The sequence below is a fragment of the Roseovarius ramblicola genome (assembly GCF_042430665.1).
GTDB lineage: Bacteria > Pseudomonadota > Alphaproteobacteria > Rhodobacterales > Rhodobacteraceae > Roseovarius > Roseovarius ramblicola.
The window spans coordinates 186,190-206,350 of sequence record NZ_JBHMEC010000003.1 but is presented as its reverse complement, the minus strand read 5'-3'; the positions used below and the strand labels follow the sequence as shown (position 1 = coordinate 206,350).

Below are 20,161 nucleotides of genomic sequence, written 5' to 3'. Positions count from 1 at the left end.
AGGATCGCACCGCCGGAGAGACCATGCTGCGCACCTTTGCCCTTCTCGCCCTTCTCGCCCTTGTCGCCACGCCGCTCGCCGCGCAGGACAGCCGCCTCGAGCGGCTCGACGCGGGCGATGCCGCCCGCGCGTGGGAGGCGGTGGGACGGCTCGAACTGGCCGGGCGCGGTTTTTGCACCGGTGCGCTTGTGGCCCCCGATCTGGTGCTGACGGCGGCGCATTGCCTGCATGACCGCGCCACCGGAAAGCGGATCGACCCGGCGAGGATCGAGTTCAAGGCCGGGTGGCGCAACGGGCGCGCCGCGGCTTACCGCACGGTGAGCCGGGCGGTGCTCCACCCCGATTACCGCTTCGACGGCGATGTGACGGCGGACCGGGTGCGCAACGACGTGGCGCTGCTGGAGCTTCACCACCCGATCCGCAACACCCGCGTCACCCCGTTCGAGACCGACCGCCGCCCCCGCAAGGGGCAGCGCATCGGCGTGGTGAGCTACGCCAGGGACCGCGCCGAGGCCCCATCGCTCCAGCAGGAGTGCAACGTGATGGCGCGGCAGCAGGGCGTGCTCGTCATGTCCTGCGATGTGGATTTCGGCGCCTCGGGCGCGCCGGTCTTTTCCTTCGATGGCGGGCGTGCGCGGATCGTCTCGGTGGTCTCGGCGATGGCCGAGGTGGAGGGACGCAAGGTGTCGCTGGGCACACAGCTTCTCGCTCCGCTCGACACGCTGCGCGCGGCGCTCGCCGCCGGGCAGGGGGTGTTCCAGGACGCGGCACCAAAGACCTTTACCTCCGGTGTCCGGCGCGAAACCGGTGCCAAGTTCGCCCGGCCATGAGCGGTGCGCGGCCCGTCCTCGCGCTGCTGGCGGCGCTGTGCCTCTGGGCGGGCGGGGCCGTGGCCCAGTCGAGCGGTCTTACCCGGCTGACCGACCGCGATGACCTGTTCGGCTGGGAGGCCGTGGGCCGGGTCGATATCGGGCGCACCGGGTTCTGCACCGGCGTGCTCATCGCGCCGGATCAGGTGCTGACGGCGGCGCATTGCGTCTTTGACCGCGCCGGGCGACCCGTTTCCGCCGACACAATACGCTTCCGCGCCGGGCTGCGCGACGGCGAGGTGATTGCCGAGGCGGGGGTGGCGGGCTACGTCGCCGCGGAAGGCTATGACCCGCGCGGCGGTATGAGCGCCGCCAACATCCGCAGCGACGCCGCCCTGCTGCGGCTCGCCACCCCGGTCAACAGCGCCGTGGCGGCCCCGTTCGCCATCCATGACCGCCCGTGCGACGGTGCGCAGGTCAGCGTCGTCTCCTACGGGCGCGACCGCGACAGTGCCCCCTCATGGCAGCGCCGGTGCAACATGCTGTGGCGCGCCGAGGGGATCATGGCCTTCGACTGCGACGTGATCTTCGGCTCCTCCGGCGCGCCGGTCCTCGCCGCGCATGGCGTTCGCCCACGCATCCTGTCGCTGGTGAGCGGCGGCAGCGGCGCGGAGGGCGAGCGCCGCGCCTATGGCATGGATCTTGCTGATCTCGTCACCCGTCTCAAGCACGACCTGCGCGCCGCCACTGCGGGACAGGCCACCGCCAACCCGGGGTTCAAACGGGCGCGGGCGGGCGAGAACCGGCGCGGCACCGGCGCGAAATTCGCCCGGCCCTGAGCGCCCGCCATCCCCCTCTTGACAGGCGCGGGGGCATTTCCCAGATCAAAGCTGCTCCGGGGCCGGAAACCGGGCCGGGGCGCAACCGGCCTGTCTCCATAGGGAAGGCCGCCAACATTGGTATCGCTCAAAGGAGGATGACCCATGCGTAATTTCGATCTTGCACCGCTCTACCGGGCCACTGTCGGCTTTGACCAGATCGCCGATCTTCTGGATCGCGTGATGGCCAGCGACATGAGCCAGCCGAGCTATCCGCCCTACAACATCGAGAAGACCGATGACGACGCGTATCGCATCTCGATCGCCGTCGCGGGCTTTTCCGCCAACGACCTGACGGTCGAGGTCAAGGACGGCGCGCTCGTGGTCTCGGCCCGCAAGAGCGATGATGACGAGAGTGAACGCACCTACCTGCATCGCGGCATCGCCACGCGCGCCTTCGAGCGGCGCTTCCAGCTTGCCGATCATGTGCGAGTCTCGGGTGCTAGCCACGCCGACGGCATGCTGCATGTCGATCTCGTGCGCGAGGTGCCCGAGGCGCTCAAGCCGCGGCGGATCGCCATCACCAGCGCCGACACGGCCCAGGAGCAGGACGTGATCGACGCCGAGAAGGTGAACTGAGGCCCGCGCCTCGCACCGCTTACGGCCCGGCAGGCACCGCCTCGCCGGGCCTTTTCGTGGTCACGGGCGCACCGCCTCGATCAGGACCGTGCGGCGGTCCTCGGCCAGCAGGATCAGCCGCCCGCGCGTGTCGACATCGAACGCCACGACCTGCTCCAGCGAATCAAGCATTCGCCGCTCCTGTTCCATCAGAGTCTCGGGGCAGGCCATCATTGTGCTGGCCATCGGCCCGAAATGCAGCCCCTCGCCCGACAGGCTGAACCCGCCGACGATCCGGTTGCACCCACCGCTGCCCGCCACGCGCCCGCCGTCGAGAAAGTTGATAGACAGGCGCTCGGGCTCGATCAGCGCGGCGTCACCGAGAGCGGTGATCCGCCACGCCGCGCCGGTCAGAAGGTCCACGGGATCGCCGCCACAGCCGCGCAGCACCCGACCGTCCAGTACGAGTTGCGCGGTATCGGGATAGGGCATGCCGCTCATGTTGTCGTGGCACATCCGCTCCTCGACAAGAAGGCGGGCACCGGCCTCGGAGAGATCGAATCTGAAGCCGCCCGGCACCGCCTCCGGCGCGGGGCGGGGTGCCTCGCGGGTGATCTCGCCGTAATCCGCCACCACCTCGGCGGTGTCCCCCGCGAGCGCGACATGCCAGCCCGGCTCGTTACCCCGTGCACGGTACGGGCGCTTTGCGGGCGGCAGCACCTTTCGGCACTCGGGCAGGTCGCGCCCGCTCAGGCGGACCACGGTCGCGCCCCCCTTGTTCCAGACGCTCGTGCCGGGCTCGTTCACGGCGTCGTAGCGCGCGCCCGACGCCGATTTGACCTGCGCGAGGGGAATGTCGCGGCCCTCGGCGCGCAGCACCGCCTCGTCGCCCAGCATGCCGACCGAGACGCGCATGTCACCGCAGATGAACGCCGTGGCAAAGGCGAGCGGGCTGACGGGATCGACGAACAACTCGCCCAGCGTCACCGCCTCCTCGCCGGCGAAAAATGGGACACCCTCGTTGATCCAGCGCGGCGTACCGTTCACCTTGATCAGTGCCCGCACCCGTCCCGACAGCCCTGACGGCACCTCCAGGACAAAGCCGCGCGGCATCTCCAGCGCGTCACCCTCAAGCGTGACCTCGCTCAGCGTCACGCCGAACCGGCCCTCTGCCCGCACCACCGCCCGCGCGCCGGGTGGCAGGCCGATTTTCTGCCTGTAGGTCAGCGTCCCGGTCACGGCGCGCGTTTCATCGGCCCGCGCCTCGGGGATCAGGGCCGCGCAGAGCACCAGGCCCAGGGCAAGAAACCGAATCATGGCCGCATCCTTCATCGTGACGCCACGCGCACAGCGTAGCGCCAGTCCGGGCCCGGCCAAAGCGGTGATTGCCCTACACGCTGGCGCAGATGTATTTCATCTCGAGGAACTCGTCGATGCCGTGATGGCTGCCCTCGCGGCCCAGCCCCGACTGCTTGACCCCGCCAAAGGGGGCGACCTCGGTCGAGATGATGCCGGTATTGACCCCGACGATCCCGTATTCCAGCGCCTCGGCCACCTTGGTGACGCGGCTCAGGTCGCGCGCGTAGAAATAGGATGCGAGGCCGAAGATCGTGTCATTGGCCATCGCGATCACGTCGTCCTCGTCCTCGAACCGGAAGAGCGGCGCCAGCGGGCCGAAGGTCTCGTCGGTGGCGATAAGCATCTCCTGCGTCACGTCCGCGAGGATCGTCGGCGGCAGGAAATGGCCCGGCCCCTGTTCGGGCGTGCCGCCGCCCATCACCACGGTTGCGCCCTTGGCGGTGGCGTCGGCGACGTGCTCCTGCACCTTCTCGATGGCATCGGCATTGATCAGCGGGCCGAGCGTGGTGCCCTCCTCGAACCCGTCGCCCATCTTCAGCTTCTCCACCGCCGCCTTGAGCTTGGCGGCGAAGGCGTCATAGACGCCCGCCTGCACGTAGATGCGGTTGGCGCAGACGCAGGTCTGCCCGTTGTTGCGGAACTTGCACAGGATCGCGCCCTCGACCGCCGCATCGAGATCGGCATCGTCGAAGACGATGAACGGCGCATTGCCGCCCAGCTCCATCGAGCATTTCATGACGCTGTCGGCGGCCTGGCGCAGAAGGATGCGCCCCACCTCGGTGCTGCCGGTGAACGTGAGCTTGCGCACGCCCGGGTTCTCGCAGAACTCCTTGCCCACGTCGCTTGCGCTCGATGACGGCACGATGTTGAACACGCCCGCCGGGATGCCCGCCCGCTCGGCCAGAACGCCCATCGCCGTGGCCGACAGCGGCGTTTCCGTCGCGGGCCGCCCGATAAAGGCACAGCCGGCGGCCAGCGCCGGCGCGGCCTTGCGGGTGATCATGGCGTTGGGAAAATTCCACGGCGTGATCGAGGCGGCGACGCCGATCGGCTGCCTGATGACGGTGATCCGCTTGTCGCGCTGGTGGCCGGGGATGGTCTCGCCATAGATGCGCTTGGCCTCTTCGCCAAAGAACTCGATGAAGGACGCGCCATAGGCGATCTCGCCCTTTGCCTCGGCCAGCGGCTTGCCCTGCTCGGCGGTCAGGATCACGCCGAGATCGTGCTGGGCCTCCATCATCAGGTCAAAGAACCGGCGCAGCACGGCGGCGCGCTCCTTGCCGGTCCACTTGGCCCAGTCCTTCTGCGCGGCCTCTGCGGTGGCGATGGCATGGGCCACCTGTGCGCGGCTCAGATCGGCGACATGGGCGATCACGTCGCCGCGCGCGGGGTTCGTGACCTCGAAGGTGCCGTTGTCGCCATCCACCCATTGCCCGCCGACATAGGCCTTTTCCGCCAGCAGGGCGGGATCGTTCAGCATGGATTTCAGGTCGGTCGTGGTCATGGCGCGGTCCTCTTGCGGTGTCGATTGCTCTCGCAAAGGCAAAGCAGCTTGGGCTAGGAATGTCTAGGGCCAGACAGGGGGAGAGCGATGACGGATCTGGACGATGCCTATGCCAACGCGCCCAACATTCCCGGCGGCACGCAGTATCCCGGGCGCTGGACCGTGGCGGCCGAGGCGTTCCGCGCGCGGCAGGCAGGGCGGGCGGAACTTGGCTTGCCATATGGCAAGAGCGCGCGGCAGGCGCTCGACCTCTTCCACCCCGAGGGTACGGCGCGGGGGCTGTGTGTCTTTGTGCACGGTGGCTACTGGCTGCGTTTCGACTGCTCGTTCTGGTCGCATCTCGCGGCTGGGCCGCTTGCGCGCGGCTGGGCGGTGGCGATGCCGTCCTACGATCTCTGCCCCGAGGTGCACATCGCCGACATCACCCGTCAGATCGCGCAGGCGGTGACGATGGCAGCAGACCGCGTAGCGGGCCCGGTTGCGCTTGCCGGGCATTCGGCGGGCGGACATCTCGTGGCGCGCATGGCGGTGCCCGGCGTGCTGCCCTCCGATGTGGCGGCGCGGCTCTCGCACGTCGCGCCGATCTCGCCGGTCTCGGACCTGCGCCCGCTCCTGCGCACCTCGATGAACGAACAGTTCCGCCTCGACAAGGCGGCGGCAGAGGCCGAAAGCCCGGTGCTCATGCGCCCGTTGCCCGTTCCGGTCTCGGTCCGGGTGGGCGGAGACGAGTTGCCCGCCTTCCTCGACCAGGCACGCTGGCTGTCCGAGGCGTGGGGCGCGCCGCTCGAGATCGCGAGAGGCAAGCACCATTTCGACGTAATCGAGGCGCTGGGCGATCCGGCAAGCGCGATGGTGGTGCGGCTCACGGGCTGAGCACCGCGCGCAACGTTCATGGACTGGCAAGACATCGCTCCAAGATTGGGCACGTCCCGAGCGATGCCCCAAAACCCGGAGTGCCCCAATGCAAGATACCTCGCCGCGCCTGTCACTGCCCTTCATCCTGCCCTCGCAGGCCCAGAAACACGTCACCCATAACGAGGCGCTGACCCGGCTCGACATCGCGGTGCAACTGGCGGTCGAAGCGGTCGGCGCGGCCACGCCCCCGGCGCTGCCGCAGGCGGGGCAGGTCTGGGCGCTGGGCCCGTCGCCCACAGGGGCATGGGCCGGGCAAGCGGGGATGCTCGCCGCCTTCGTCAACGAAAGCTGGCTGTTCGTCGCGCCCGGCGAGGGCTGGCGCGCCCTCGACAAGAGCGACGGGCGTCTCTTCCGCCGCGCCGCCCCGGATTGGGTGCCACTCGCGCCGCCGCTTCTCGACAATCTCGACGGGGTGGGCATCAACGCCGGCCATGACAGCACCAACCGGCTCGCCGTCTCCGCCCCCGCCACGCTGCTCAACCACGAGGGGGCGGGCCATCAGCTCAAGATCAACAAGGCCGGGGCCGCCGACACCGCCAGCCTGCTGTTCCAGACCGGCTTCGGCGGGCGGGCCGAGATGGGCACCGGCGGCAGCGACGACTTCGCCGTCAAGGTCAGCGCCGACGGCGCGGCCTGGGTAACGGCGCTGCGGCTCGACGCCGCCACCGGCCTCGCCACCGGCGCGGCGGTGCAGGCCGGTGCGGACGATGCGACGCCCGGGCGGCTACTGACCGCCGGGGCCTTCGGCTGGGGGCAGGACGGGGCCGGGGCGGTGCCGGCGATGGCCGATCTCGACGACCCGGCGCAGCCCTCGGGCAGCTTTGCCGTGGACAGCACCACCATCGGTCCCCGTCCCTCCGGGGCAGCGGACGGGCTGTGCCTGTCGATGCGGCTCGGGGCGGATGATATCGCACAGATATTCCTCGGTGCGGATGGCGCGGCACTGGCGTTTCGCACCCGGTCGGCCGGCGCGTGGGGGGTGTGGCAGGCGGTGCAGGGCGATCACAACACCACCCGCATAACCACCCCCGACGGCGAGGCGATGCGCAGCCCGGACGGCACGCAGGTGTGCCGCCACACGCTCACCCTTGCCGCGCCCGACACGGCGCAGGGCGCGCTTTTTGCCGGCGCGGCGGAGACGGCATGGAGCTATCCCGCCCCCTTCGCCTCCGGCACGCGGCCCACGCTCACGGCCAGCACCACCACCGCCCCCGATCTGTGGATCGCCGCCCGCGCGGGCGACGGGATCACCGGGTACCTGCGCGCGATGGCCGCCACCAGCCAGCCGGGCGCGCCCGAGGTCACCGTGACGGCGATCGGGCGCTGGGCCTGATCACCCCTTCGCTCCCTGCCCGCGGGCATAGACGTCCTCGTAGCGGATGATGTCGTCCTCGCCGAGATAGGTGCCGGTCTGCACCTCGATGAGGATCATCGGCACCTTGCCGGGGTTCTCCATCCGGTGCACCGCGCCCAGCGGGATATAGACCGACTCGTTCTCGGTCACGAGCTGCTCGCGCCCGTCGATGGTCACGCGGGCGGTGCCCGCGACGACGATCCAGTGCTCGGAGCGGTGGTGGTGGCTTTGCAATGACAGCGCCGCGCCGGGATTGACATGGATGCGCTTGACCTGGAACCGGCCGCCGGTGGCGAGGCTCTCGAACCAGCCCCAGGGGCGGTAATCGCGCGGCAGCGTCTCGGCCTGCGTCATGCCACGCGCCTTCAGCGCCTCCACTGCCTGCTTCACGTCCTGCGCGCGGCTCCGATGCGCCACCAGCACCGCGTCAGGCATGGCCACGGCGATGATGTCCTCCAGCCCGATCCCCACCAGCGCCTGTTGTTCGTCCTCGGCGCGCAACAGTGTACCCGCGCAGTCGATCGCGGTGGCGGGGCCAGAGGTGACGATACCGTCCGCGTCCGGCCCGCTCTCGCGCCACACCGCGTCCCAGCCGCCGAGATCCGACCAGGCCCCGCCATAGGGCACGACGGTGAGGTTCGCGGCCTTCTCCATCACCGCGTAGTCGATGGAGATGTCGGCGCAGTCCGCCCACGGCTCTGGCGCGAGACGCAGGAAATGCAGGTCCTGCTCGGCCTCGTCAACGGCGCGCGTCACGGCGGCCATCATCGCGGGCTGATGGCGCTCGAAGGCCGCGAGGATCGTGTCGGTGGAAAACAGGAAGATGCCGGCGTTCCACAAATGCATCCCGCCGGCGAGAAGGCTCTCCGCCGTCGCCGCGTCGGGCTTCTCGACAAAGCCGTCGAGCACCTGCGGCACCGGCGCGAAATCCGCCCCCGGCGCGTCGCTCAGGGCAAGCCAGCCATACCCCGTCTCGGCCCGGTCGGGCCGGATGCCGAAGGTAACGATCTGCCCCGCCTCCGCCGCGGGAACCGCCGCCATGACCGCGTCGCGAAACGCTTGCGCATCGGGAATGACGTGATCCGACGGCGCCACCAGCATCAGCACGCCGGGCGCGCGCGCGTGCAATTCCAGCGCCGTTGCGAGGATCGCGGGCGCGGTGTTGCGGCCCTCCGGCTCGATCAGCGTGGCGGCGGCTGCGGTCTCGACCGCCGCCAGTTGCTCGGTCACGACAAAGCGGAAATCCGACCCGGTGATGATCGCAGGGGCGGCAAAACCCGGCCCCGACAGCCGCCGCGCCGAGGCCTGAAACAGGCTCTCCTCTCCGGTCAGTTTGGTGAACTGCTTGGGATAGCTCTTGCGCGACAGTGGCCAGAGCCGCGTGCCGGAGCCGCCGCAGAGCAGCAGCGGGTGAATATCCTGTGCCATCCTTGCGCCCTCCCCCTTGCGCCCTCCCCGTCGCGGCTCAGCCGCGAAACCTGTCCTGATTATCGAGAAACCAGCGATAGGTCTCCGCGATCCCGTCTTCCAGCCCGATCCGCGCCCGCCAGCCCATATCCGCCAGCCGCCCCACATCCATCAGCTTGCGCATGGAGCCGTCGGGCCGCGTCGGGTCGGTGGCGATCCGACCGTCGAATCCCGTCACCCGCGCCACCATATGCGCCAGGTCGAGGATGGCGATATCCTCGCCGGTGCCCACGTTGATATGGCTCAGCATCGGCTGCGTGTTGGCCGCGTAGGCCGCCTTGTCGAGGTCCAGCACGAAGAGCGACGCCCCGGCCATGTCATCGACATGCAGGAACTCGCGCCGCGGCCGCCCGGTGCCCCAGATCACCACCTCCTCGCGGCCCGCCTGCGCCGCCTCGTGAAAGCGGCGGATGAGGGCGGGCAGGACGTGGGCATTCTCCGGGTGGAAATTGTCGCCGGGGCCGTAAAGGTTGGTCGGCATGACCGAGCGGTAATCGGTGCCATGCTGCCGGTTGTAGCTCTCACACAGCTTGATCCCGGCGATCTTGGCGATGGCATAAGGCTCGTTGGTGGGCTCCAGCGGACCGGTGAGCAGCGCGTCCTCGCGCATCGGCTGCGGGGCCTCGCGCGGGTAGATGCAGGATGATCCTAGCTGCAACAGCCGCCGCACGCCCGCCTCATGCGCCTGATGGATCACGTTGCACGCGATCATCAGGTTCTCGTAGATGAAATCGGCCGGGTAGGTATTGTTGGCATGGATGCCGCCCACCTTCGCAGCGGCCAGGATCACCACGTCGGGGCGCTGATCGGCCATGAACGCGCGCACCGCCGCCGGGTCCGTCAGGTCGAGCGCGTCATGCGTGGCGGTGATCAGCTCGATCTCCCCGCCCGCCTCCCGTCGCGCCTCCAGCCGCCGCAGGATCGCACCGCCCACCATGCCCCTGTGCCCTGCCACGTAGATGCGCATCGCGTTCACCCGCTCTCGAAACTCACCGGCATCTCCATGCCATGTTCCCTGAGCAGCGCGTGCCGCCGCGCGGTGCGCAGGTCTTCGGCGACCATCTCGGCGCACATTTCCTGCGCGGTGATTTCGGGCACCCAGCCGAGTTTGTCGCGCGCCTTTGAGGGGTCACCCAGCAGCGTCTCCACCTCGGCGGGCCGGAAATAGCGCGGGTCGATGCGCAACACCACGTCGCCGGGTGTCACGGCGGGGGCGCGGTCGCCCTCGACGCCCGCCACGGTGGCGATCTCGTTCACCCCCTCGCCGGAAAACGCCAGCGAAATCCCCAGCTCCTCCGCCGTCCAGCGGATAAAGTCGCGCACCGAATATTGCCGCCCGGTGGCGATCACGAAATCCTCAGGGGTCTCCTGTTGCAGCATCATCCACTGCATACGCACATAGTCCCTCGCATGGCCCCAATCGCGCAGCGCGTCGATGTTGCCCATGTAGAGACAGTCCTCCAGCCCCTGCGCGATATTCGCCAGACCGCGGGTGATCTTGCGGGTGACGAAGGTCTCGCCGCGGCGCGGGCTCTCGTGGTTGAACAGGATGCCGTTGCAGGCATACATGCCATACGCCTCGCGATAATTGACGCAAATCCAGTAGGCGTAGAGCTTGGCCACCGCATAGGGCGAGCGCGGGTGAAACGGCGTCGTCTCGCGCTGCGGGGTTTCCTGCACCAACCCGTAAAGCTCGGATGTCGACGCCTGATAGAACCGGGTGGTCTTTTCCAGCCCCAGGAAGCGGATCGCCTCCAGCAGGCGCAGCGTGCCGATGGCATCGACATCGGCGGTGTATTCCGGCGCCTCGAAGCTGACGGCCACATGGCTCTGCGCGCCGAGATTGTAGACCTCGTCGGGCCGCACCTCCGACAGGATGCGGGTGAGGTTCGAGCTGTCGGTCAGATCGCCGTAATGCAGTTTGAGCCGCTGATGGTTGGCATGCGGATCCTGATAGATGTGGTCGATCCGGGCGGTGTTGAACAGCGACGCGCGGCGCTTGATCCCGTGCACCGCATAGCCCTTCTCCAGCAGAAATTCCGCCAGATAGCTGCCGTCCTGCCCGGTGATGCCGGTGATGAGTGCCGTCTTCATACCGCCGTCTTCTTCGCTGCCCCGTGCCTCTTTCGGGGTTAAGCCAGCCTGTCGCATTGCGCAAGCACGGAGGCGGCAAGCCCCCGAAAGACGGCACATACCGCGCCCCGCCTATGCCCTGCGCAACTCGTCGAGGATCGCGAGCGCGGCGGCGCGCGGGTCGGGCGCGTCGCGTACCGGGCGGCCCACCACGATGTGATCGGCCCCGTCGGCAATTGCCTGCGCCGGCGTGGCCACGCGCTTCTGATCGCCAAGGGCGCTGCCCGCAGGGCGCACGCCGGGCGTGACGATGAGGCGGCCCGCCGCCTGCGGCAACGCCCGGATCATCGCCGCCTCCTGCGGGCTTGCGATCACGCCATCGGCCCCGGCCTCGAACGCGCGCCCCGCGCGCTCGGCCACCAGGTCGGGCAGGTCGCCCGCCTTCATCAGCCCGGCATCAAGATCGTCCCGGTCGAGCGAGGTGAGGATGGTGACGGCGAGAATGCGCAGATCGGTGCCGCCCGTCCCCTCGCGCGCCGCGCGCACAACGTGCGGATCGCCATGCACGGTCAGGAAATCGAGATCGAACCGCGCCAGCCCGCGCACCGCCGCCTCCACCGTGGCCCCGATGTCGAAGAGCTTCATGTCGAGGAAAATCCGTTTGCCATGCTCTTGGCTAAGCTCGTTGGCCAGCGCCAGCCCGCCGCCGGTCAGCATCCCCAGCCCGATCTTGTAGAACGACACCGCATCGCCCAGCGTCTCGGCCATCCGCAGCCCGGCATGGGCGTCGGGCAGGTCGAGGGCAACGATCAGGCGGTCATCGGCTTGGGTCATGGGGGTCTCCGGCGCGGCTTGGCGGTCTTCATCGCGGCGGGCGTGCGCGGCGTCAAGCCCGCACGCGGCGAAGGCCGGATTTCCGCGCCGCGTGACTTGAACCGGCATCGCGGCTTCCCCATCTCAATGCCTGAGGTTCCGGTCGGCGTATGCCTCTTGCAGGGTGCGCCGCGAGGGAACGCTTGGAAAAGGAGAAAGACATATGGACTTCAACAAGTTCACCGAGCGGTCGCGCGGTTTCATCCAGGCCGCCCAGACCATCGCGATGCGCGAAAGCCATCAGAAACTCGCCCCCGAACACCTGCTCAAGGCGCTGCTCGACGATCCCGAGGGACTCGCCGCCAATCTCATCAAGCGCGCGGGCGGCGATGCCGCGCGGGTGACGCAGGCCAACGACCTCGCATTGGCGAAAATCCCGCAGGTTTCCGGCGACGCGGGCCAGACCTACATGGACCAGCAGACCGGCAAGGTTCTGGCCGAGGCCGAGAAGCTTGCCCAGAAGGCCGGCGACAGCTTCGTACCCGTCGAGCGGATGCTCACCGCGCTTGCCGTGGTCAAGAGCCCCGCCAAACAGGCGCTCGACGCCGGTGGCGTGAGCGCCCAATCCATCAACGAGGCGATCAACGATCTGCGCAAGGGCCGCACCGCCGACACCGCGAGCGCCGAGGACACTTATGAGGCGCTGGAGAAATACGCACAGGATCTCACCAAGCGGGCGCGCGAGGGCAAGATCGACCCGATCATCGGCCGCGACGACGAAATTCGCCGCGCCATGCAGGTCCTCTCGCGCCGGACCAAGAACAACCCGGTGCTGATCGGCGAGCCGGGCGTCGGCAAGACCGCCATCGCCGAGGGGCTCGCGCTGCGCATCGTCAACGGCGACGTGCCCGAGAGCCTGCGCGACAAGCGGCTTCTGGCGCTCGACATGGGCGCGCTGATTGCCGGGGCCAAGTATCGCGGCGAGTTCGAGGAGCGGCTCAAGGGCGTGCTCAACGAGGTGACGCAGGCCGCCGGTGAAATCATCCTGTTCATCGACGAAATGCACACGCTTGTGGGCGCGGGCAAGACCGACGGCGCGATGGACGCCGCCAACCTGATCAAGCCGGCGCTGGCGCGCGGCGAATTGCACTGCATCGGTGCCACCACGCTCGACGAATACCGCAAGCACGTCGAAAAGGACGCGGCGCTTGCCCGCCGGTTTCAACCGCTCACGGTCGAGGAGCCGACGGTCGAGGACACCATCTCGATCCTGCGCGGCATCAAGGAGAAATACGAGCTGCACCACGGCGTGCGCATCTCCGACTCGGCGCTGGTGACGGCGGCGACGCTGTCGCACCGCTACATCACCGACCGCTTCCTGCCCGACAAGGCCATCGACCTGATGGACGAGGCCGCAAGCCGCCTGCGCATGGAGGTGGACAGCAAGCCCGAGGAGCTGGACGCGCTCGACCGCGACATCCTGCAAAAGCAGATCGAATGCGAGGCGCTGCGCAAGGAGGACGACGCCGCCTCCAGGGACCGGCTGGCCAAGCTGGAAAAGGAGCTTGCCGAGCTTCAGGAACGGTCTTCCGAGATGACCGCCCAATGGCAGGCCGAGCGCGACAAGCTCGCCTCCGCCCGCGACCTCAAGGAACAGCTCGACCGCGCGCGGATCGATCTCGACAATGCCAAGCGCGCGGGCGATCTGGCCAAGGCCGGGGAGCTGAGCTACGGCATCATCCCGCAGCTTGAGAAACGGCTTGCCGAGGCCGAGAGCCGCGCCGATGACGACATGATGGTCGAAGAGGCGGTGCGCCCCGAGCAGATCGCGCAGGTGGTCGAACGCTGGACCGGCATCCCCACCGCCAAGATGCTCGAAGGCGAGCGCGAGAAGCTGCTGGGGATGGAGGAGAACCTCCACCGCCGCGTGATCGGGCAGGATACCGCCGTCAAGGCCGTGGCCAACGCCGTGCGCCGTGCCCGCGCCGGGCTCAACGACGAGAACCGGCCGCTTGGCAGCTTCCTGTTCCTCGGCCCCACCGGCGTCGGCAAGACCGAGCTGACCAAGGCGGTGGCCGAGTTCCTGTTCGACGACGATTCGGCGATGGTGCGCATCGACATGTCCGAGTTCATGGAGAAACACTCCGTCGCCCGCCTGATCGGCGCGCCGCCGGGCTACGTGGGCTACGAGGAAGGCGGCGTGCTGACCGAGGCCGTCCGTCGCCGCCCCTACCAGGTGGTGCTGTTCGACGAGGTCGAAAAGGCGCACCCGGAGGTGTTCAACGTGCTGTTGCAGGTGCTCGACGATGGCGTGCTGACCGACGGGCATGGCCGGACGGTGGACTTCAAGCAGACGACCATCGTGCTCACCTCCAACCTTGGCAGCCAGGCGCTCAGCCAGTTGCCCGAGGGGGCCGATGCCGAGGCCGCCAAGCGCGACGTGATGGAGGCGGTGCGCAGCCATTTCCGGCCCGAGTTCCTCAACCGTCTGGACGAGATCGTGGTCTTCGACCGGATCACCCGCGATCAGATGACCAGCATCGTGGATATCCAGATGAAGCGCCTGCTCAAGCGGCTGGCCACCCGCAACATCCGGCTCGAGCTGGACGACAGCGCGCGGCAATGGCTCGCCGACGAGGGCTATGACCCGGTCTATGGCGCGCGCCCGTTGAAGCGCGTGATCCAGAAGGCGCTGCAGGACCCGCTGGCCGAGGCGCTGCTCTCGGGCGAGATCCTCGACGGCAGCACCGTGCCGGTGACGGCAGGGCCCGACGGGCTCATCATCGGCGAGCGCGTCGGCACCGCGACGCAGGACCCGCCCGCCGACGCCGTGGTGCACTGACGCGGCGTTTCGGCCTCGACTTTCGTAGCCCCGCGCGAGACAAGTCGGGGGATGACGGGAGCGAAGCGAATGGCTGATGCAAAGGCCCCGATGGCCCGGCCCGCCGCGTGCGTGCCGGGCCATTTCGGTGAATGGATACAGGGGCGGCTGGGCCCCGACGGGCCGGTCGCGCTGGTGACGCTGGCCTGCCCGGCGCTGGCGGTCACGGCCCCCGGCACCGGGCCGGGGATCGACCGGCTGTTCCCGCCCCGCGCGGTGGCGGGCTTTGGCCGCGCGCTGGGTCTCGGCCCGGTGGCGTGGCCAGGGCTCGACCCCGACATGCCGATGGGCGCGGGCGCGGGGGCCTCCACCGCCTGCCTCGTGGCGAGCGCCCGGGCGATGGGCTGGCAGGGCGAGGCGCAGGCGCTGGCCCGCGCCTGCCTCGACGTCGAGGGCGCGACCGATCCGCTGATGCACCCGGCCCCCGACCGGCTGCTCTGGGCCTCGCGCGAGGGGCGGGTGATCGAAGAGCTTGATCCCCCACCGCCCTGCGAGATCATGGGCGGCTATCTCGGCGCGCCGCGGCGTACCGACCCCGAGGATACCGGTTTCCCCGACATCGCCGATCTCGTGCCGTTCTGGCGCGCCGCCGTCGCGCGCGCCGACCTTGCAGCCGTGGCCGGGATCGCCACCGAATCGGCGCGGCGCTGCACCGCCCTGCGCGGCCCCGAGGGTCCGATCGACGCGCTGGCGCGCGATCTGGGCGCGCTGGGCCATGCGCGGGCGCATACCGGCACCGCGCGGGCGCTGATCTTTGCCCCCGGCAAGGTGCCTGACGGCGCGGCACAGGCCCTGCACGAGGCGGGGTTTACGGGCGTGCTGACCTTCGCCACCGGCGGCGCGGGATGAGCTTTGCGGCCATGATGCTGACAGGGCTGGCGCTCGACCTCGCCCTCGGCTGGCCCGCCCGGCTCCACGCCCGCATCGGCCACCCGGTGACGTGGCTCGGCGCGGCCATCGCGGCGCTGGAGGGCCGCTGGAATACCGGGCCGCGCGGGCGGCGGCTGGCCGCCGGGGCGCTCACCGCGCTGGCCGTGGTGGCGCTCGCCGCCGTGCCTGCCTTGGCCCTGCAACGGCTCCTGCCCGACAACCTCCCCGGCATTCTCCTCGGCGGGGTGCTGGTCTGGCCGCTGATTGCGCTGCGCTCAATGCACGACCATGTCGCCGCCGTGGCCACGCCGCTGGTCGATGGCGATCTCGACGCCGCGCGCCGCGCGGTGGCGATGATCGTCGGCCGCGACCCGAGCCACCTCGACACCGCAGGCGTCGCCCGCGCGGGCATCGAGAGCCTCGCCGAGAATACCGGCGACGGCATCGTCGCGCCGGTCTTCTGGGGCGCGGTGGCAGGCCTGCCCGGCATCGCCGCCTACAAGGCCGTCAACACGCTCGATTCGATGATCGGCCACCGCAATGACCGCTACGAGGCGTTCGGCAAATTTGCCGCGCGCCTCGACGATCTGGCCAATCTCATCCCCGCCCGGCTCACCGGCCTGCTCTTTGCGCTCGCCACTCCGCGGCATACTACCCGTGCGCTGCGCATCATGTGGCGCGATGCCCGCCACCACCGCTCGCCCAACGCGGGCTGGCCCGAGGCGGCGATGGCGGGCGTGCTGGGCATCCGCCTCTCGGGGCCGCGCGCCTACGGCACGCATGTCAGCGATGAGCCATGGCTGAACGGCACCGCCCCCGACCCCGGAGCACGCGACCTGCACCGCGCCCTGTCGCTCTACGCCCGCGCGATGGCGCTCATGGCGCTTGCGCTCGGGCTCGTCTGGCTGGTCTAAGACGGCATGGACAGCGCTCTCCGCGATCACGGCGGCGATCTCGACGCCGCGCTGCGCCGCTTCGGCGGCGACGCGGGCGATTGGCTCGACCTTTCGACGGGGATCAACCCCGTGCCCTACCCGGTGCCGCCGCTGTCACGGCACGCGGTTGCCGCCCTGCCCACCAAATCCGACATGGCCCGCCTGCGCGCCGCCGCCGCCGCCTGCTATGGCACAAGCGTCCATGTCACCCCGCTCGCGGGGGCGCAGGGGGCCATTCAGGCGGTGCCCCGCCTGATGGCGCCGGGCCGCGCCCGGGTGCTCTCGCCCACCTATAACGAACACGCCGCCGCCCTGCGCGGCGCGGGCTGGACGGTCGGCGAAGAGAAGGCTCCCGACGCCCTCGCCGGGGCCGATTGCGCCGTGGTGGTCAACCCCAACAATCCCGACGGCGCGCGCCACGACCCCGACCGCCTCGCGGCGCTCGCGGAGCGCGTCGGCCTGCTGGTCGTGGACGAGAGCTTTGCCGACCCGGAGCCGGGCCTTTCCCTCGCCCTGCGCTTGCACCAGGGACCACAAAACATCCTCGTGCTGCGCTCCTTCGGCAAGTTCTACGGGCTGGCCGGGCTGCGCCTCGGCTTCGCGCTGTCGTCACGCGCGATCGCCCGCACCCTTGCCGACATGGCCGGGCCGTGGCCCGTCTCCGGCCCCGCGATCGAGGCGGCGCTGCACGCTCTGCCCGATACCGGCTGGCAGGCTGCCACCATCGCCCGCCTCACCCGTGACGCCGCCCGGCTCGACCGGCTGGCGCGGGGCGCGGGCTGGCCGCTTGTCGGCGGCACGCCGCTTTTCCGCACCTACGCCACGCCGGATGCGGCGGCGGCGCAAGAGCATCTCGCGCGCCGCCGCATCTGGTCGCGCGTCTTCCCCTATTCGCCGCATTGGCTGCGCCTCGGCCTCGCCGGATCGCCGCAACAGTGGCACCGCCTCGCCGCCGCCCTCGATCAGCCCCCGCCCTCCAGCCAGGCCTGAAACCGCCGCTGGCGCAGGTCGCGCGTGTTGGCATACCACGCCGCATCGCGGATAAGAGCCCGCCCGCCATGCTGCGGCGCGTTGGGCAGATGGGCGCGCATCGGCACGCCGCTCTCGGGGTTGAGACCGATCCGCGCAAAGGCCGAGCGCCGCGTCGGCCCGTAGGGGATCAACTCTGACAGCCGCGCCATCGACGACGGGCGCAGCGCGTAGGCGAGGAAATCGCGCGCCGCCTCCGGCGCATCCGTCTCCGCCGGGATCGCCCAGACCTCGGTGCCGATGATCCGCCCGTCCCAGACGATATCCACCGGCGCGCCCCCCTTCGCCGCCACGTCGAAGAACCGCCCGTTGAATCCGGCGGCCATCACCGCGCGCCCCTCGGCCAGCATCCGCGCGGGCGTGGCCGGGTCGTCCCACCAGATGATGTCATCGCGGATCGTGTCGAGCCTGCGAAACGCCAGCCGCAGGCCCCGGTCGGTGCTCAGCAGGCCATAGACCTGCGCGGGCGGCACACCCTCGGCCATCAGCGCCCATTCGAGGATGCCATCGGGGCCGCGCTGCACCGCGCGCGCGCCGGGAAAGCGCACGGGGTCGAAGAAATCCTCGATCCGGGTCGGCTTCACGCCCGGAAAGGCGCGCTCGTCATAGGCCAGCACGCGGGCATAGACATTCTGCGCGATGCCGCACGCGGTGGGCGCGCGCGGGCTGAAATCGGCCTCCGCCTCCGGCCCCAGGATCGCGCCCGCGTCGAGCCGCAGCAACAGCCCCGCGTCGCAGGCCACGCGCGCCTGATCGGCCAGCATGTCGATCACGTCCCAGCCCCCGGCCCCGGCCCGCTCGCGCAATGCCGCGACGCTGCCATCGTATTGCACCGTGGCCACCTCGCGCCCCGTCGCCTCGGCATAGGGGTCGAGGATCGCGCGCCGCTGCGCCGCCTCATAGGCCCCGCCCCATGTGGCGACGGTCAGGTCCTGCGCCGCGAGCGGGACGGCCCAGAACAGCCACACAAGGAGCAGGCTACAGCACCGCATTCTCTTCCTCCCGGATACGCGCGGCATGATCGAGCCACGCGCTCACCATGTCGGCCTCGGACACCGCTCCGATGTAGCCCCCGTCGCCCGTCACCACCGGCACCGCATCGCCCACGAATCCGCGCATCCGCTCCATCGCGTCGGCAAGGTTCGTATCCTCCTCGAAGCGCAGACCGGCGGGCCGCACCCCCTCCGAGGGGCTGTAAACCCCCGCGAGCCGCCCGTCCCCGTCCAGAACGAAGGCCTGCCGCCAGCCCGCATCGGCCAGCCGCGCATCCACCTGCGCCGCGCTGTCCTGCGGTCCCATCACCACCGCCGCGTCGCTCAGCAGGTCGCGCACCGGCAGCGCCGCCAGATGCGCCCGGTCGCGCCCGCGCGAGAAATCCATGCCGCGCCGGGCAAGCTGAATATCGAACAGCGACCGCCCGAACAGCCGGTGCGAGACGAGGTTGGAAAACACCACGGCGACCATCGCGGCAATGGTGATGTCGTAGTTGCGGGTCAACTCGAACACGATCAGGATGCAGGTCAGCGGCGCGCCGATCACGGCACTGGCAAAGGCCATCATCGCGCCGATGGCATAGACCGCGACCCCCGAGGTGGGAACCCCCGCGATCCCCGAGGCCAGCATCCAGAACAGCGCGCCGATCAGGCTTCCGATCAAGAGCGCCGGGCTGAACACCCCGCCCGAGAACCCGGCACCGACGCACAGCGCGGTGAGCCCGATCTTGGCCAGGATCAGCACCAGCAACTCGGCCCGCCCGAACGCCCCCTCGATGGTGGCAAAGCGCAGCGTCTCGGTGCCGATGCCCAACACATCGGGCAGCGCCAGCGCCGTCAGCCCGACCGCCAGCCCCGCCACACCGGGGCGCAGCGCGGGCGCGGCCACCAGCCCCGCCAGCCACGGCCCGCAGGCCAGCACCAGCCGCATGAAGCCGATGGCCGCGAGCGCCACCAGTACCCCCAGCACGGCAAAGAGCGCGAACTCATAGCCATGCGCCACGCCCGCGAAATCCACCAGGAAGAGCGCCGGCCGCTCAAAGATCACATTGGCGATCACATAGCCGGTGACCGAGGCCACCGTGACCGGCGCGAAGGCTTGCGTCGCGTAGTGGCGCAGCACCACCTCATGGGCAAACACCAGCCCCGCGATGGGCGCGTTGAACGCCGTGGCGATGGCCGCCGCCACGCCACAGCTCAGCGCGATACCCCCGAGATTGGGCACCCGCACGCGCAGCCGCCGCGCCGCCCCGCCGAACAGCGCGCCAAGATAGACCATCGGCCCGTATTGCCCCACCGACGCCCCGCAGCCCAGCGACAGCACCGCCGTCAGCGTCGAGACGAGGCCGCTGCGCGCGTCCGGCAGCGGGCGCTGGAACTGCACGGCGCGGATCACGTCGGGCGGCCCGAGCGGGCGGCGCTCGGGCGACAGGTAACGGTGGATGAGGCCCACCGCCAGCCCGCCCAGCGTCGGCACCAGCAGCGTCGCGGCCGTCACCAGCCAGGGCAGCTTTTCCCACTGTACCCGCGCCCGCGGCGCCACCAGCAGCCCCGCGTTGAGCAGCGACACCAGCTCGACAAAGGCGATCGCGGCGAACGACGCCGCCGTCCCCACGCAGAGCGCCGTCACCGTCATGATCACCACGCGGGCGAGCGGGCGCGTGGGGCTTTTTGTGTCGGGCGCGGCGGTCATGGGGACATACTCGGCAATGACGGCGCCCCGC

General features: G+C 70.0%; 17 protein-coding genes. 9 read left to right on the top strand and 8 right to left on the bottom strand.

The features are described from left to right. Positions 1-23 precede the first annotated feature (23 nt). The 3 genes from ACFFU4_RS02620 to ACFFU4_RS02610 all read left to right on the top strand — a co-directional run bounded on the left by ACFFU4_RS02620 (position 24) and on the right by ACFFU4_RS02610 (position 2,266). A complete protein-coding gene (locus ACFFU4_RS02620; protein WP_377066833.1) occupies positions 24-830 on the top strand; it encodes a trypsin-like serine peptidase in 807 nt (268 codons plus the stop codon). Then, positions 827-1,648 (top strand): trypsin-like serine peptidase, encoded by an 822-nt coding sequence (locus ACFFU4_RS02615; protein ID WP_377066763.1) that lies wholly within the window; start codon positions 827-829, stop codon positions 1,646-1,648. Before ACFFU4_RS02620 ends, ACFFU4_RS02615 begins: the two co-directional genes overlap by 4 nt. A gap of 144 nt (positions 1,649-1,792) precedes the next feature. Then, positions 1,793-2,266, top strand: coding sequence for an Hsp20 family protein (locus tag ACFFU4_RS02610; RefSeq protein WP_377066761.1), 474 nt, complete (start codon positions 1,793-1,795; stop codon positions 2,264-2,266). A 60-nt stretch (positions 2,267-2,326) separates the two neighbouring features. Here the strand turns inward: ACFFU4_RS02610 and ACFFU4_RS02605 are convergent, their stop codons facing one another. Both ACFFU4_RS02605 and ACFFU4_RS02600 read right to left on the bottom strand, forming a co-directional pair. Further along, positions 2,327-3,562 (bottom strand): META domain-containing protein, encoded by a 1,236-nt coding sequence (locus tag ACFFU4_RS02605; protein ID WP_377066759.1) that lies wholly within the window; start codon positions 3,560-3,562, stop codon positions 2,327-2,329. A gap of 73 nt (positions 3,563-3,635) precedes the next feature. Next, complete coding sequence (locus tag ACFFU4_RS02600) at positions 3,636-5,108, bottom strand: NAD-dependent succinate-semialdehyde dehydrogenase (RefSeq protein WP_377066757.1); 1,473 nt, start codon at positions 5,106-5,108, stop codon at positions 3,636-3,638. An 87-nt stretch (positions 5,109-5,195) separates the two neighbouring features. Here ACFFU4_RS02600 and ACFFU4_RS02595 point away from each other — a divergent pair, with 87 nt between their 5' ends. Continuing rightward, positions 5,196-5,981 (top strand): hormone-sensitive lipase, encoded by a 786-nt coding sequence (locus ACFFU4_RS02595; RefSeq protein ID WP_377066755.1) that lies wholly within the window; start codon positions 5,196-5,198, stop codon positions 5,979-5,981. Positions 5,982-6,069: 88 nt separating this feature from the next. After that, positions 6,070-7,356, top strand: a complete 1,287-nt coding sequence (locus ACFFU4_RS02590; RefSeq protein WP_377066753.1) for a DUF2793 domain-containing protein — start codon at positions 6,070-6,072, stop codon at positions 7,354-7,356. Here ACFFU4_RS02590 and ACFFU4_RS02585 read toward each other — a convergent pair whose 3' ends face one another. From ACFFU4_RS02585 to pyrF, 4 genes are all read right to left on the bottom strand, one after another. After that, the gene (locus ACFFU4_RS02585) at positions 7,357-8,805 is read right to left on the bottom strand and encodes a mannose-1-phosphate guanylyltransferase/mannose-6-phosphate isomerase (RefSeq protein ID WP_377066751.1); all 1,449 of its coding nucleotides are present in this window, start codon (positions 8,803-8,805) and stop codon (positions 7,357-7,359) included. 37 nt (positions 8,806-8,842) lie between these two features. Next, positions 8,843-9,811, bottom strand: coding sequence for a GDP-L-fucose synthase (gene fcl / locus ACFFU4_RS02580; protein WP_377066749.1), 969 nt, complete (start codon positions 9,809-9,811; stop codon positions 8,843-8,845). Positions 9,812-9,816: 5 nt separating this feature from the next. Next, positions 9,817-10,938, bottom strand: a complete 1,122-nt coding sequence (gene gmd, locus ACFFU4_RS02575; RefSeq protein ID WP_377066747.1) for a GDP-mannose 4,6-dehydratase — start codon at positions 10,936-10,938, stop codon at positions 9,817-9,819. 111 nt (positions 10,939-11,049) lie between these two features. Continuing rightward, entirely contained in the window at positions 11,050-11,751 is a 702-nt protein-coding gene (gene pyrF / locus ACFFU4_RS02570) for an orotidine-5'-phosphate decarboxylase (RefSeq protein WP_377066745.1), read from the bottom strand. A gap of 202 nt (positions 11,752-11,953) precedes the next feature. Between pyrF and clpB the strand changes: the two genes are divergently transcribed. The 4 genes from clpB to cobD all read left to right on the top strand — a co-directional run bounded on the left by clpB (position 11,954) and on the right by cobD (position 17,406). Beyond that, the gene (clpB, locus tag ACFFU4_RS02565) at positions 11,954-14,572 is read left to right on the top strand and encodes an ATP-dependent chaperone ClpB (protein ID WP_377066743.1); all 2,619 of its coding nucleotides are present in this window, start codon (positions 11,954-11,956) and stop codon (positions 14,570-14,572) included. A gap of 69 nt (positions 14,573-14,641) precedes the next feature. Beyond that, the gene (locus ACFFU4_RS02560; RefSeq protein ID WP_377066741.1) at positions 14,642-15,460 is read left to right on the top strand and encodes a propanediol utilization protein; all 819 of its coding nucleotides are present in this window, start codon (positions 14,642-14,644) and stop codon (positions 15,458-15,460) included. After that, on the top strand, positions 15,457-16,395 hold the full coding sequence (cbiB, locus tag ACFFU4_RS02555) for an adenosylcobinamide-phosphate synthase CbiB (protein ID WP_377066739.1): 939 nt from the start codon (positions 15,457-15,459) through the stop codon (positions 16,393-16,395). The genes ACFFU4_RS02560 and cbiB overlap by 4 nt, the downstream gene beginning before the upstream one ends. A gap of 6 nt (positions 16,396-16,401) precedes the next feature. Next, a complete protein-coding gene (gene cobD, locus ACFFU4_RS02550; protein WP_377066737.1) occupies positions 16,402-17,406 on the top strand; it encodes a threonine-phosphate decarboxylase CobD in 1,005 nt (334 codons plus the stop codon). On the opposite strand, the gene ACFFU4_RS02545 is transcribed toward cobD, so the two are convergent. Beyond that, positions 17,379-18,437: an extracellular solute-binding protein gene (locus ACFFU4_RS02545; RefSeq protein WP_377066735.1), complete on the bottom strand. Its 1,059-nt coding sequence runs from the start codon at positions 18,435-18,437 to the stop codon at positions 17,379-17,381. The two genes, cobD and ACFFU4_RS02545, sit on opposite strands and share 28 nt — an antisense overlap. After that, positions 18,424-20,130, bottom strand: a complete 1,707-nt coding sequence (locus tag ACFFU4_RS02540; RefSeq protein ID WP_377066733.1) for a chloride channel protein — start codon at positions 20,128-20,130, stop codon at positions 18,424-18,426. Before ACFFU4_RS02540 ends, ACFFU4_RS02545 begins: the two co-directional genes overlap by 14 nt. Between the last annotated feature and the right edge of the window lie 31 nt (positions 20,131-20,161).